This window comes from Sphingomonas sp., assembly GCF_051962185.1.
Taxonomy (GTDB): Bacteria; Pseudomonadota; Alphaproteobacteria; order Sphingomonadales; family Sphingomonadaceae; genus Sphingomonas.
This window is the reverse complement of record NZ_JBQCCN010000200.1, coordinates 65,817-77,984: the sequence shown is the minus strand read 5'-3', so window position 1 is coordinate 77,984 and position 12,168 is coordinate 65,817. Positions and strand designations below refer to the sequence as shown.

Below are 12,168 nucleotides of genomic sequence, written 5' to 3'. Positions count from 1 at the left end.
CGGTCGGCCGATGACGCGGCTGTTGGTGCTGCCCGGCGACGGGATCGGGCCGGAGATCACCGAGGCGACGATCGCGGTCGTCCGCGCCGCAGTGGGCGAGGGCGTTGCGTTCGAGGAAATGGCGATCGGCGAGGCCAGCCTAGCGGCGTCGGGATCGACCCTGCCCGACGCGGTGATGGCGGCGGTGCCCGAGGCCGATGGCGTGATCCTGGGGCCGGTGTCGCATTACACCTATCCGGCCGGTCAGCCCAATCCGTCGGCGGCGCTGCGCACCGGGTTCCAGCTCTACGCCAATGTCCGCCCGTGCCGCTCGCGCGAGGGTCTGAGCGTGCTGCGCAAGCCGATGGATCTGGTCATCGTGCGCGAGAATACCGAAGGCTTCTATGCCGACCGCTCGATGCATGCCGGCCCCGGCGAGTTCATGCCCGATCCCGACAGCGCCTTCTCGATCCGCAAGATCACCGGCGCCGCCTCGCGCCGTGTGGCGCGCGCGGCGTGCGAGATCGCGGCGGCGCGCTCGGGCAGGTTGACCGTGGTGCACAAGGCCAATGTGCTCAAGCTGACCGACGGCCTGTTCCTGCGTGAAGTCCGCGCGGTCGCCGCCGATTTCCCGGCGGTCACGCTCGACGAAGTCATCGTCGATGCCGCCGCCGCCCTATTGGTACGCGACCCGGCGCGGTTCGACGTCATCGTCACCACCAACATGTTCGGCGATATCCTGTCGGACGAGGCGTCGGAGCTGAGCGGCAGCCTCGGGCTCGGTGGATCGATCAATGCCGGTGACAGCATCTGCGTCGCGCAGGCGCAGCACGGATCGGCGCCCGACATCGCCGGCAAGGGCATGGCCAATCCGACCTCGCTGATCCTGTCGGCCGCGATGCTGCTCGACTGGCTCGGGCGGCGGAAGAACGATGCCGCGCTGACCGCGGCCGCGGCGCGGATCGAGCGGGCGGTCGATCGCGTGCTCGACGATCCGGCGAGCCGGACGCGCGACGTCGGCGGCCCGCTCGGTACCGACGCCTTCGCGCAAGCCGTGGTCGCCGCACTGTGAACGCCACGATCAATCCCGCGACCGGCGCGACGATCGCCGAATTCGAGTTGCACGACGACAACGCGGTCGATGCCGCGCTCGACCGCGCGGTGGCGGCGCAGCGCGCGTGGCGCTGGACCGCGCATGACGAGCGCCGCGCCTTGCTCAAGCGGCTGGCCGAAGGCTTCCGCCGCGAGCGCGATACGCTCGCCGCGCTCGTCACCGAGGAAATGGGCAAGCCGATCGGCGAGGCGCGGGCCGAGGTCGAGAAATGCGCGCTCAATTGCGATTTCTATGCCGATGCCGCCGCCGGCATGCTCGCCGATGCGCCGGTCGCGGGCGCACCCGGCGCGTTCGTCGCTTATGAGCCGCTCGGAATCGTGCTCGCGATCATGCCGTGGAATTATCCGATCTGGCAGGTCGTGCGCTTCCTGGCGCCCGCCTTCGCCGCGGGCAATGGCGCGATCCTCAAACATGCCGCCAATGTCCCGCAATGCGCGATGGCGATCGAGCGGATCGTGAAGGAAGCGGGCGCGCCGGCCGGGCTGTTCGCCAGCCTGCGCGTCGAGCCCACCACCGTCGCCCGGCTGATCGCCGATCCGCGTATCGCCGCGGTCACGCTGACCGGGTCGACCCAGGTCGGGATGATCGTCGCGGGCCAGGCCGGCAACGCGCTCAAGAAGCAAGTGCTCGAGCTCGGCGGGTCGGACCCGTTCGTCGTGCTCGCCGATGCCGATATCGACCGCGCCGCGGCGATGGCGGTGACCGCGCGCTTCACCAATGCCGGGCAAAGCTGCGTCAACGCCAAACGCTTCATCGTCGAGGCGGCCGTCGCCGACCAGTTCGTCGAGGCGTTCGCCGCCAAGACGAGCGCGCTGGTGCTGGGCGATCCGACCGCCGACGGCACGACGCTCGGCCCGCTCGCGCGCGCCAACCTGCGCGCCGCGATCGCCGACCAGGTCGAGCGCAGCGTAGCCGCCGGTGCGCGCGCGGTGATCGGCGGCGCGGCTGGCGAGGGGCCGGGCTATTTCTACCGGCCGACCATCCTCGACCGCGTCATCCCCGGCATGGCGGCGTTCGACGAGGAGACGTTCGGTCCCGCCGCCGCGATCGTCCGCGCCCGCGACAGCGAGGAAGCGGTGGCGCTGGCCAACCGCACCGCGTTCGGGCTCGGCGCCTCGATCTGGACGCGGGATACCCAGCGCGGGCTCGACCTCGCGCGGCGGATCGATGCCGGCGCGGTGTTCGTCAACGCGATGGTCGCCTCCGACCCGCGCGTGCCGTTCGGCGGCATCAAGGCCTCGGGCTATGGCCGCGAGCTCGGCGACCTGGGCCTGCGCGAATTCACCAACGCCAAGACCATCCGGAGCGCCGCATGACTCCGATCGTCCTCACGCCGCAGGGCCTGCCGGTCAAGGATCGCGGCGGCGGCATCGTTACCACCCCGCTCGTCACCGCCGGCCGCGGCTCGCGCGCGATGCTGACCGGGATCACCCGGATCGCGCCGGGCGCCGCGGTGCCGCTCCACACGCACAATTGCGAGGAATGCGTGATCGTGCTGTCGGGCAGCGGCGTCGCGCATATCGACGGCACCGATCATCCGGTGGCGCCCAACGATACAAGCTGGATTCCCGCCGAGATCCCGCACTGCTTCCGCAATACGTCCGACAGCGAGGAGATGGCGATCTTCTGGACCTATGCTTCGATCGATGCGACGCGGACGATCGTCGCGACCGGCGTGACGACGCGGATCGACGAGGAGCGGTAGGAAGCGCTACTTCTTCTTCGTCATCCCCGCTGGCGCGGGGATCGTGAGAAGGGCTCGGGCGGTCTTTTGCCATTCGACCACTCCCCTCGAAGACCGCTGCCGCGGGCCGGCTCAATCCCGGGTCCCGGGGCCGCTCATCAAGGCTTTGCCCGCAGCGCTCCGTCTTCCATAATGAACCCAAGGCTCGATTGGGGGAAGGCAGATGCGCGCAGGGATCAAGACCGTGCTGGCGTTGGCGGCCTCGCTGGCGGTCGCGGCGTCCGGCGACGCCGCGGGACCGGCGGTCGGCGGCTATGCGGGGCCGATCACCGATGCCCATGCCCATCTCCGCCTCGGCGCCGACGACGGCCTGCTCGACAACCAGCCGATCGGCACGGTGGCGTTGCGCGAGATCGACGCCAGCGCCGGGGTCACGCGCAGCGCGCTGATCGTCATCGCCCGGCGCGGCGACATGGCGGCGACGCGGCGCCAGAACGACGCGGTGATCGCCGCGGCCAAGGCAAGCGGCGGGCATTTCTACCCGGTCGCCTCGGTCCATCCGCTCGACGGCGCGCCGGCGCTGGCCGAACTCGAACGGCTCGCCAAGCTCGGTGTGCGTGAGATCAAATTCCATCCCAACACGCAGAATTTCGACGTCGCCGACCCCGCGGTCGACACCGTGGTGGAAAAGGCGGGCGAACTTGGCCTGGTCTGCCTGTTCGACAGCTACAAGCCGTGGGATGCGAACGAGATGGGCAAGTTCCTGCTGCTCTCGGTCAAGCATCCCAAGTCCAGGCTCGTGCTGGCGCATATCGGGTTCAGCCAGTTCCGCGAGGCGATCGCCTTCGCCCAGATCAAGAAGCTCAACATGGGCGGCAATGTCTGGTTCGATACTTCCGCGACCGTCAGCGCCTTCGCCGAATCGCCGATGGCGCCCGAATTGCTGTGGACGATGCGACAAATCGGGATGGACCATTTCCTGTTCGGCTCGGACTGGCCGGTCGATACGCCGGCGGTCGCGGCGGCGGCCTTGCGGCGACTCGGTCTGACCCCCGCCGAACAGCGCGCGGTGTTCCACGACAATGTGCAGAAGCTGCTCGGCCTGCCGCCCGAAGCGGGCTGACGGTGGATAGCGGACGATCGCGACGCTGGCCGTTCGGACCGGTTGCGGCGAGCCTGGCGGAGAGCGCGTTGGCCGCCCGCGCATTGGCATTCGCGGGAGGGAGCGTTCGATGACGCAGGATGGTTACCGGACCTACGATCCGCTCGGCGTGCTCAAGCCGGTGGCGGAGAACATCTGGATCGTCGACGGGCCCGAGATCCGCTTCCGCTACGCCTTGCTCAGGATTCCCTTCCCGACGCGGATGACCGTCGTCCGCCTGCCCGACGGCGGGCTGTGGCTGCATTCGCCGACTCCGGCCGACGTTGCGCTGGTCGAGCAAGTGCGCGCGCTCGGGCCGGTGACCGACCTGATCGCGCCCAACACCATACATTATTGGTGGGTGAAGGACTGGAGCGTGCTGTTCCCCGCCGCCCGCGTCTGGGCGGTATCGCGCATGGCGCGCGGCGCGCGGCACCGCTTGCCGCCGCATCGCATGCTCGGCGAGGCGCCGCCGCCCGAATGGGGCGGGGCGATCGATCAATTGGTCGTCACGGGATCGCGAGTCATCATGGAGGCCGAATTCTTCCATCGCCCGTCACGCACCCTGATCATGACCGACATGATCGAGAATTTCGAGGAATCGCGCTTCCGGTCGCGTTTCTATCGCTGGCTGTCCCATATCGGCGGCGTGGTCGATCCCGACGGGCGGCCGCCCTCCGACATCAGGTTCAGCTTTCGCGGCCGTCACGATGCGCTGCGACGTGACGTGGAGACGATGATCGGCTGGGCGCCCGAACGGCTGATCATGGCGCATGGCCGTTGGTATCCGACCGGCGCGGTCGACGAATTGCACCGCGCCTTTCGCTTTGTATTGTAGGTCGCAAGAAGGGAGGGATTCCATGCAATCCTATGCTCATGTCGCGCTGGTCACGCTCTCGGCCGGGCTGCTCGTCTTCGTCATGGCGTTCCGGGTGTCGCGCGCGCATATCGCGGCGGGCATCCTGCCCCCGGCGATGACCGGCGATCCGGTGCTCGAGCGTACCGCGCGCGCGCACGTCAACACCGTCGAATGGATGCCGATCTTCCTTCCGGCGATGTGGCTGTTCGCGATCTATTGGAACGCGACCTGGGCGGCCGTGCTCGGCGCGATCTGGATCGTCGGCCGCATCGTCTATTTCATCGGCTATGTCGCCGCGCCCGAAAGGCGCTTCCCCGGTTTCGCCATCCAGGCGTTCGCCGCGACCATCCTGGTGCTCGGCGCGATGGGGCGGATCGTCTATCTGCTGGCGACCGGCCAGGCGTGAGCGTTACCGGGCACGCCCGCCTCATCTGCGTACGGCGTACGGCCATTTGGCATAGGCCGCGATCGCCTTGGCCGGGCCGGTGTTGAACCAGCTGTAGCCGTTGCGGCGCTCGGCGCTGATCTCGCTGACATCGTCATGGATCGTCTTGTCGCGGTCGCCGAAGATCGGCTTGCCGGTGGCGATGTCGTAATAGCGCGACCAGAGCGGGCCGGCGCCGTCCTTCGCGATCAGCCGGCGGCCACCAGTCGCATTTTCATCGCGCAGCCATTCGACGCCATAGAGCGCATGCGCGTTGAGCCAGGCGATGCCGTCGCGCACCGCGTCGACCATCGCCGGCGAGGGGTTGGGCCGCTTCATCAGGAACATCAGCAGGTCGGCGCTCTCGTCCGACGACAAGGCGATCGGCTCGAAATTGCGCGCCCCGGCGGGCGCCAGGGTGAGCGCGTCGTGCTGCTGGCCCCAGACGGTGCGCTTGCCGCCGACCATGACCTGGGTCTTGAGGATGACCGCGACGGCGCGGGCGTCGGCCGCCCTCGCGTCGGCGGCGACCGCGGCGGGCACGAAGGCGTAATCGCCTTGCCGCGCGCCGACATCGGCGAGCAGATTGGCGACCAGCGCCAATGCGTCGTCGTTGAACGTCAGCGCGTCGTGATAACCGCCTTGCAGCGGATAGACTTGTGGCCAGCCGCCATTGGGGAATTGCGCCTCGAGCAGATAGTGCACGCCCTTGAGAAAAGCCTGGCGATAGGGTTGGCCGGTGCTTCCTGGCACCTGCGCCTGGACGCGGGCGAGAAAGCGGAGTTCGGAGGTCGTCGCGTTATTGTCGATCGTGCCGACATACGCCCAACTCGGATCGCTGGTTTTGATGTCTTCGCGAGCATTGGCCGGTAAATTCTCGATCGGTACGTAATGCTGGCCGCGCAGACGGAGCGCGCCGCTGCGGTCCATGTTCTTGCCCCAGCCGCCGGCGGGGGTCTGGAAGCTGACGATATTGTCGGCGACGTGGCGCGCCTCGGCCGATCCGTACCAGACGGCTGGGCGATCCATCGGCATGCCGCTGCCGCCCGACTTGCCGGGATGCGGTGCCGGGGGATAGGCGCCATTGCCGCGCTCGGCGGCGAGCGCCGCCTTGTCGGCCGCCATCAGCGCCCGCGATCTGGCGAGATAGGCGGTCCAGTCCGCGCGCTGGCCGGCGGGCAAGGTGGCGATGCGGGCGTCGGTGATCGGCGCCGCCGGGGCCATGGTGCCGATGACCTTCGCCTCGACCATCGTCGTCGCCGTGAGCGCGCTGCCCAGCAGGAGCGCTATCGCCACAAACCGCATCATCTTTCTCCCTCTAACCGTCACGCGCGGTCGCCGGCGGCAAGCCAGCGAACCGCATTTTCCAGGAACCGGCGCTGCAACGGCGCCACCATATCGGGCATGCGATGGACCGCGACGCGCATGCCGCCGCGCCGCGCGATCAGGCTGGCGGCGCCGTTGCGGCGGTCGTGGTCGCGGCTGTAGCCGGCGATGATCTCGACGCCCTCGCCATCGACCAGCAACCCGTTCGACGCCTGGCCTTCGACCTGGTGCAGCACGCTCGTCGCCATGTCGGCGGGGATGCCGTCGAACAGGGGATGCGCGCTCAGGTAATTCCAATTGCCCATCCACGGCGCGCGCAAATCGCCGACCTGGCCGTGATAGCCGAACAGGCCGAGCGCCGAGAGTTGGCGAGCGACGCCGTCGGCCAGCCCGTCCTCGGGCACCAGCGCCAATAGCGGCGTGCCATTCTTCACCGCGTCGAGTACCGCCGCATCGATCTCGCCGAGGACGAGCTTGGGCTTCTCGCCTTTCTTGGGTTGCGCCTCGAGCCCGGTCTGCTCGCCGACCTGGCGCCGCGCGATCTCGTCGGCCTTCAGGCCTTGCGCGACGATGCCGTCATAGCGGCCGCCCGGCTTCCAATCCTCGATCGATATGCCGCCCAGCGCGGAGAGCTGGGTACGCAGCGATTGGCCGATGCCGGCGACGCCGATCCGGATCGGTCGCGCCGGTTTCGCCGCCGGCGCGACGACCCACATCGTACGCTCGAACGTCGCGTCGGGCTGCGCCGAATGCGCGAAGCGGACATGATGCGCGCCCGGCAGGGCGAAGGCTGACAAGGCGACCTGCTCGGCGATCAGGTGCCGCATCACATCGGGTTCGAACACCGGAACGGGGTAGGTCCCGACCTCACGTTCCCGGCCGTCGGGGCCGGTCACCGACAGGCGCAACGTCCCCGGCGCCTGCTCTCCGCTGTCGTTGAACAGATAGAGGTCGAGGCTCGCACTCTCGCCGATCGCATAAACCAGCCGCCGCTGCTTGGCGATCGGGCGGACCGGCAACAGGCTGGCGCGGACCAACTCCGGGTCGGCCTTGAAATAGCGCAGATTGTCGACGATCCCCGAATGGTTCTCGATCGCGGTCGACTCCCATCCGCTGATGCATGCGATATCGACCTCGTCGCCGATGCGGATGTTCTCGAGGTAATTCTGCCAACTCTCATAGGCTTTGCGGCCGATCGACAGGAACAGGCTCTCGGCGGTCGGGAAGGCCTTGCGAAATCCCCATGTGTCGAGGAACGCATCGGTCGCCGTCAGGATCGCGCGATGGTCGGCGAGGTCGTAGGATCGCCCGCGCTTCTCGATATCGGCGACCATCCTCGCGTGATTGTCGGCCACCGCGCAGCCTTCCATCTCGCCGAATTCGACGATGAACGGCTTGCCGGTCTGGCGATGGATGTAATCGTCCTTGCCCTGGTAGAATTTGTCGTACCACTGGTCGCCGGCGCCCTGGTGGTTGTTCCACCAGTCGCCCCATTGCTCCTTGTCCGAGCGGAAGAAATGATCGTCATAGGGCAGGTACATCGCCTGCGCCGCGCCGCGCTGGACGAAGCCGTCGTTGAGCACGACGGTGCGGCTGGGATCGGTGTCGTGGATCGCCTTGAGCACCGCCTGGACATCGGGATTGGCGAGATTGGCCGACAGCTCGTTCTGCAGCGTGTATTGGACGAGCGAGGGATGCGAGCGGAACGCCTTGGCCATCGCCACGCATTTCTCGACCAGGAAATCGCGGCTGAAGCGGTCGGCGGGCGACGATCGCTCGCCGGGCTTGGGGTCGCGGCCGATCGCGAAGCGGCCGCCGCCGGGCTCCATCACGCGCAGCAGGCCCATCTCGTCCTGCGCGGCGAGCACTTCGGCCTTGCCGACATTGCGGTGGAAATGGAGGCAATTGAGCCCGAGCGCCTTGGCCGAGGTGACTTCGCGCCGCGCCAGCTCGGGCGTCGGCCACAGGCCGTTATAGCCCCAATAGCCCCAGGAGATCGCCGAATAGAGCCGCACGCGGCGGCCGTTGAGCCGCAGCACCGCATTGCTGCCGATGCCGTCGGGCGCGAACCAGCGGAAGCCGAAGCGGACCGAGCGCGTGTCTTCGCCCCAGCCGAAGCGCGCCACGTAAAGGTTGGGATTGCCCAGGTCCCACAGTTTCGCCTCGGCGGCGCGGAGGGTGAAGGTCGCGGTCGCCACCTTGCCCTTCAGGGTCAGCATGTCGAGTTTGGCCGCGGCGGGGACCGAGACTCCATCGGGGTCGAGCAGCGCGAGCGTCGCGCGCGCCTTCAAGGCGGCGATGTCGCGCGGCGGCTTGTCGAACGCGATCTCCATCCGCGCGGTGACGGTGCGCGGGTCGGGCGTGTTGAGCACCCAGGCGTCCGTTATGCGCGCATCGATCGGGTGCGCGCTCAGCGTCATGCCGCGGTCGAGCCCGCCGAACCCATGCGACAGGAACAATTTCGCGCCGCCCCAGTCGATCGTCGTCGAATCGCGCCAGTCGTAGCGCCCGCCGGGATTGGTGATGCGGATCGCCAGGCGGTTGGGCCGGCCGGGCTGCATCGCCGCGGTCAGGTCGCAATCGATCGGCAGTTCCGACATGATCGAATAGCCGACCAGTGTCTCGTTGAGATAGATTTCCGCCCGCATCCGCGCGCCGCGCAGGTGGAGCATGACGCGCTTGCCGCGCGCCGCCGCCGGGATGTCGATATCGCGATACCACCAGGACACACCGCGATAGGCGCCGTTCTGCGGGACCGGATCGTCCTCGGCATAGCGATATTCGTCGGCGGTGTAGGGCCGCTCGCCGAACGCGCCCCAGCAATGCTCCTCGACCGTGGTCGGCAAGATCACGTTGAGTGCTTTGGCCGCCGCGAGCACCGGCCAGCCGCCGGTCGGCGGATTGACCGGCAGCGCGGCGAGATCGACCTCGGACGGCAGGAAGATGCGGTCGTCGAGATAGCGCGCCTCGCGGTCGAGCCACAATTTCCAGCCGCCGTCGGGCACCTCCAGCAGCACCGGCGCCGCGTGGGTCGTGCCGACGAACCCCGCTGCCATGCCGACGCCCGCCGCCACCCCGAGAAACCCGCGCCGATCCAGCTCCATCGCTCTCTCTCCGATCCTGGTTTCAGGCCGCGAACCGCGCGGGGCGCAGCGGCACCGCGGTGCCCGGGACGATGTCGACCACGATCGAATGGCCGGCATAGCGGACCGTCCGCCGGCCGCGTTCCTTGCCGGCGATCGTCGCGCGGACGAGCTTGCCGTCGCGCCAGGCAAGGTCGATCGTGCAGCCGCCGCGCGCACGCAGCCCGCTGACCGAGCCGGTCGGCCAGGCGCTGGGGAGGGCGGGCAGCAAGTCGATGATGTCGTCCTGGCATTGCATCAGCATTTCGGTGATCCCCGACGTGCCGCCGAAATTGCCGTCGATCTGGAACGGCGGATGGGCGTCGAACATGTTGGGATAGGTGCGCTCTGGCCCCAGCAGAAACGACAGGATGGCATACGCGTGATCGCCATCGCCCAGCCGCGCCCAGAGATTGAGCCGCCACGCGGTCGCCCAGCCGGTCGCCTTGTCGCCGCGGATCTCGAGCGATTTCTTGACGGCCTGCGCCAGCTCGGGGGTGCGGACGACGTCGATCTGATGGCTGGGGAACAGGCCGTAGAGATGCGAGACGTGACGATGGTGGAGGTCGTTCGCCTCCATGTCCCAATCCATCGGCCATTCCTGGAGCTGACCCTGCGATCCGATCTGGAGCGGTAGCAGGCGCGCGCGCGTATCGGCGACCTGTTTGGCGAGATCGGCATCCTGGCCGAGGATGTCGGCGGCCGCGACGGTCTGGTCGAACAGGTCGCGCAAGATCTCCATGTCCATCGTCGGCGCGTAGATCAGCGACGATCCGTGGCCATGGCCATTCTCCGGCGACATCGAAGGATTGGTGACGAGATGCCCGGTCCTGGGATCGACTTGGAGCGTGTCGAGGAAGAACAGGCTGGCGCCGCGCAGGATCGGATAGACCGAGGCGAGATAGGCCCGATCGCGATTGTAATCGTAATGCGCCCAGAGGTGCGTGCAGAGCCACGCGCCACCCATCGGCCAAAGCCCGAACTTGGCGCCGTCGATCGGTGCTGTCGCGCGCCACAGATCGATATTGTGGTGGCACACCCAGCCGCGTGCGCCGTACATCTCGCGCGCGGTCCGCGCGCCGGTCTCGGCGATGTCGCGGACCAGCTGGATCAGCGGCTCGACACATTCGGGAAGCGCGGCCGGCTCCGCCGGCCAGTAGTTCATCTCGGTATTGATGTTGATCGTGTACTTGCCGCCCCAGGGCGGGTGCGGACTCTCGTTCCACAGCCCTTGCAGATTGGCCGGCTGGCCGCCCGGCCGCGAGCACGAGATCAGCAGATAGCGGCCATATTGGAAATAGAGCGCGGCGAGCGCGGGGTCGGCGACCGTCTCCGATTGCTTGATGCGGACGTCGGTCGGCAGGTCGGCCGCCGCGGTGCGGCCGAGATCGATCGCGACGCGGCGGAACAGGCGGCGATGCTCGGCGGCCGCGTCGGCGGCGATCGCCGCGAAGGGACGCGCCGATGCCTTGGCGATCTGCGCGCGCGTGATCGCGGTCGGATCGCCGCTGACATCGTTATAGCGCCGATAGCTGGTCGCCATCGCGATCAGGAGAATCAGCTCGTCGGCACCCTCGACGACCAGGGCATTGCCCTCGGCGCGGACCTTTCCGCCGTGCGCTCGCGCGCGCAATCGCGCCTCGAACCTGAGCGCGCCCGGGATCGCGCCTTCCGGGTCGTTGCGGCCGCTCAACACCAGCGTATCGGTACCCTCGCTCACCGATTGCGACGCCTTTTCGGGTGAGGTGAAGGAGAGGCGGCCCGCGATTCGCCCCGGTCGGCTCGCCGACAGACGCACCGCGATGACTTGGTCGATCGGCGAGGCGATGACCTGGCGCGTGTAGGTGACGCCGTCGATCGTGAACCGCGTCTCGGCGAGGGCGGCGTCGATATCGAGCGAGCGGCGATATTCCGTGGTCGCGCCAGTCAGGCCCGGCATGTCGATGGCGAGATCGCCGACCGACTTGTACGATGCCTGGCGTAGCGGCGTCGCCATGACGTGCGCGTTGGCGAACGCCTCCGCCTCGGCATATTGGCCGGCGAAGATCATCCGGCGGAGTTCGGGCAGGTTCGCCTTGGCCGCGGGATTGACCGGGTCGTAGGGGCCGCCGCCCCACAGACTGTCCTCGTTGAGTTGCAGCCGTTCATGCGCGGTGCCGCCGAACACCATCGCGCCGAGTCGACCGTTGCCGACCGGCAGCGCCTCGGTCCAGACGGCGGCGGGCTGTGTGTACCAGAGCGTCAGCGGGGAGGGCCGGGGACCGCGCGCGGCCGTCCAGGCACGCGGCGTGATAGGCAAGGCCGCGGCGATCGACAGCGATCCCAGCGCACCGCGTCGCGTCATGTCGGCCAGCCCGTGCTTCAGGCGCATCGTCCCCTCCTTCTCGTCCCGATCCCGGCGCGTTTTGGTTTATGATACCGGTATCACTTGCAAGCCGCGTTATATAATGATACCGCTACCATTCAAGGCGGAACTTTATGATTCTGCCGATCGACAGGCGGCAACGACCGCATGGGGA

9 protein-coding genes are annotated in these 12,168 nt (G+C 68.2%); 6 read left to right on the top strand and 3 right to left on the bottom strand.

Going from position 1 to position 12,168, the window contains the following annotated elements; translation table 11 throughout:
- The 6 genes from ACTHJR_RS12825 to ACTHJR_RS12800 all read left to right on the top strand — a co-directional run.
- Window positions 1-1,051, top strand: a 1,051-nt coding sequence (locus ACTHJR_RS12825; protein WP_440523618.1) for an isocitrate/isopropylmalate dehydrogenase family protein, incomplete at its 5' end; no start/stop codon positions are given.
- Window positions 1,048-2,409 carry an NAD-dependent succinate-semialdehyde dehydrogenase gene (locus tag ACTHJR_RS12820; protein ID WP_440523617.1) on the top strand — a complete coding sequence of 454 codons (1,362 nt, stop codon included), beginning with the start codon at window positions 1,048-1,050 and terminating at the stop codon, window positions 2,407-2,409. The genes ACTHJR_RS12825 and ACTHJR_RS12820, both read left to right, overlap by 4 nt.
- Window positions 2,406-2,798: a cupin domain-containing protein gene (locus tag ACTHJR_RS12815; protein ID WP_440523616.1), complete on the top strand. Its 393-nt coding sequence runs from the start codon at window positions 2,406-2,408 to the stop codon at window positions 2,796-2,798. Before ACTHJR_RS12820 ends, ACTHJR_RS12815 begins: the two co-directional genes overlap by 4 nt.
- A gap of 202 nt (window positions 2,799-3,000) precedes the next feature.
- The gene (locus ACTHJR_RS12810) at window positions 3,001-3,900 is read left to right on the top strand and encodes an amidohydrolase family protein (RefSeq protein ID WP_440523615.1); all 900 of its coding nucleotides are present in this window, start codon (window positions 3,001-3,003) and stop codon (window positions 3,898-3,900) included.
- A gap of 109 nt (window positions 3,901-4,009) precedes the next feature.
- Window positions 4,010-4,756: a DUF4336 domain-containing protein gene (locus ACTHJR_RS12805; RefSeq protein ID WP_440523614.1), complete on the top strand. Its 747-nt coding sequence runs from the start codon at window positions 4,010-4,012 to the stop codon at window positions 4,754-4,756.
- A gap of 22 nt (window positions 4,757-4,778) precedes the next feature.
- On the top strand, window positions 4,779-5,183 hold the full coding sequence (locus tag ACTHJR_RS12800) for an MAPEG family protein (protein ID WP_440523613.1): 405 nt from the start codon (window positions 4,779-4,781) through the stop codon (window positions 5,181-5,183).
- Window positions 5,184-5,204: 21 nt separating this feature from the next.
- On the opposite strand, the gene pelA is transcribed toward ACTHJR_RS12800, so the two are convergent.
- From pelA to ACTHJR_RS12785, 3 genes are read right to left on the bottom strand one after another with little or no spacing between them, the layout of a single operon-like run.
- The gene (pelA, locus tag ACTHJR_RS12795; protein ID WP_440523612.1) at window positions 5,205-6,509 is read right to left on the bottom strand and encodes a pectate lyase; all 1,305 of its coding nucleotides are present in this window, start codon (window positions 6,507-6,509) and stop codon (window positions 5,205-5,207) included.
- A 17-nt stretch (window positions 6,510-6,526) separates the two neighbouring features.
- Entirely contained in the window at window positions 6,527-9,631 is a 3,105-nt protein-coding gene (locus ACTHJR_RS12790; RefSeq protein WP_440523611.1) for a sugar-binding domain-containing protein, read from the bottom strand.
- A gap of 22 nt (window positions 9,632-9,653) precedes the next feature.
- Window positions 9,654-12,020, bottom strand: coding sequence for a glycoside hydrolase family 95 protein (locus ACTHJR_RS12785; RefSeq protein WP_440523610.1), 2,367 nt, complete (start codon window positions 12,018-12,020; stop codon window positions 9,654-9,656).
- Window positions 12,021-12,168: the final 148 nt, after the last annotated feature.

Coding starts and splice junctions, on each gene's coding strand:
- ACTHJR_RS12815 (WP_440523616.1), top strand. CDS start 2,406: ATGACTCCGATCGTCCTCACGCCGCAGGGCCTGCCGGTCAAGGATCGC.
- ACTHJR_RS12810 (WP_440523615.1), top strand. CDS start 3,001: ATGCGCGCAGGGATCAAGACCGTGCTGGCGTTGGCGGCCTCGCTGGCG.
- ACTHJR_RS12805 (WP_440523614.1), top strand. CDS start 4,010: ATGACGCAGGATGGTTACCGGACCTACGATCCGCTCGGCGTGCTCAAG.
- ACTHJR_RS12800 (WP_440523613.1), top strand. CDS start 4,779: ATGCAATCCTATGCTCATGTCGCGCTGGTCACGCTCTCGGCCGGGCTG.
- pelA (WP_440523612.1), bottom strand. CDS start 6,509: ATGATGCGGTTTGTGGCGATAGCGCTCCTGCTGGGCAGCGCGCTCACG.
- ACTHJR_RS12790 (WP_440523611.1), bottom strand. CDS start 9,631: ATGGAGCTGGATCGGCGCGGGTTTCTCGGGGTGGCGGCGGGCGTCGGC.
- ACTHJR_RS12785 (WP_440523610.1), bottom strand. CDS start 12,020: ATGCGCCTGAAGCACGGGCTGGCCGACATGACGCGACGCGGTGCGCTG.